The 393-nt window shown below is 69.7% G+C and carries 1 pseudogene; it reads left to right on the forward strand.

The window, feature by feature from the left end:
• Positions 1 to 393: pseudogene (locus tag HX773_RS25635) on the forward strand (hypothetical protein); the annotation flags it as partial.

The raw sequence follows: 393 nt of genomic DNA on the forward strand, positions 1-393 counted from the left end.
GGAACTGATTGCCCAGGAAGATGCCTGTCTGGCCCTGGCGGGTGCCGACCTCGGCGCCCGTCTCGACGGCCAGCCGCTGCAACCCTGGCGCAGTTTTCTGGTGCGCCGTGGTCAGCGCCTGGTCTTCAGTCAACCGATCCAGGGCGCGCGCGCCTACCTGGCGGCTCCCGGTGGTTTCGATGCGACACCCGTCATGGGCAGCAAGGCCACTGTGTGCCGTGAAGGCCTGGGTGGTCTCGACGGTGCGGGGTTGGCGCTGGCGGCGGGTGATCGGCTGGTCTGGTCCGGCACTTCGCCGCAACCGCGGGAGCTGGAGGCGGGCCGTATCCCTGACCTGGTTTCGACCCGACCGCTGGAAACCGTGCTGGGGGCGCAGATCGCCGACTTCGCCGG

This window comes from Pantoea sp. B9002, assembly GCF_013385945.1.
Classification (GTDB): Bacteria; Pseudomonadota; Gammaproteobacteria; order Enterobacterales; family Enterobacteriaceae; genus Pantoea.